Raw genomic sequence first — 700 nt, 5'->3', positions numbered from 1 at the left:
CGGCATGGCCTGGCTCAGCGCGTACCTGCCCGCGGAGCAGGCGCACGGGATCTTCAACCGGGTCGACGCAGCGGCACGTTCGCTTCAGGGCCCGGACGAGGGACGCACCCTGTCCCAACTCCGGGCCGATGTGTTCGCTGATGTCCTCACCCACACCTGCACCGGCGACCCCAAGCGGGGCACCGGGTACCGCGGGGTCGGCGCTTCCGTGTTCGTCACCGTCCCCGTCATGACCCTCCTCGGACACCAACGAAAAGACTGGCAACAGCAGCGCGAGGACGCCGGCATGGCGGAACCCGCTGGGACGGCGCCGAACCCAGACAGCAACGCACCGGATGTGGCGGGTTGCGAGAACGGGTTGTTGGAAGGGTACGGTCCGATCGACCCGGAAACCGCCCGGAACCTCGCCGCACACGCCCCAAGTTTCACCCGGATCCTGGTCCACCCCGAAACCGGTGCAGTACTCAGTGTCGGCAGGAACAGATACCGGCCGCCCAAACACCTGCAGGACTGGGTCCGGATCACCAACCCCACCTGCATCCATCCCGGCTGCAACCGATCCTCGTGGTCCTGCGAAATCGACCACGTCACACCCTGGGCACACGGCGGGAAAACCGCACTGGATAACCTCAAACCCAGATGCAAACTCCACCACATGCTCAAAACCGAAGGCATCTGGCCAGTCGGACACGACGACGAG

The 700-nt window shown here is 65.6% G+C and carries 1 protein-coding gene; it reads left to right on the top strand.

All coding sequences use genetic code 11. From position 1 onward, the window contains the following. On the top strand, positions 1-700 hold a 700-nt coding region (locus ACYU7Z_RS16380), incomplete at both ends, for an HNH endonuclease signature motif containing protein (RefSeq protein WP_460572437.1).

Source organism: Flaviaestuariibacter terrae, from assembly GCF_054777635.1.
Note: the sequence above shows the minus strand (reverse complement) of the source record. Positions and strands in the feature narration are given on the sequence as shown.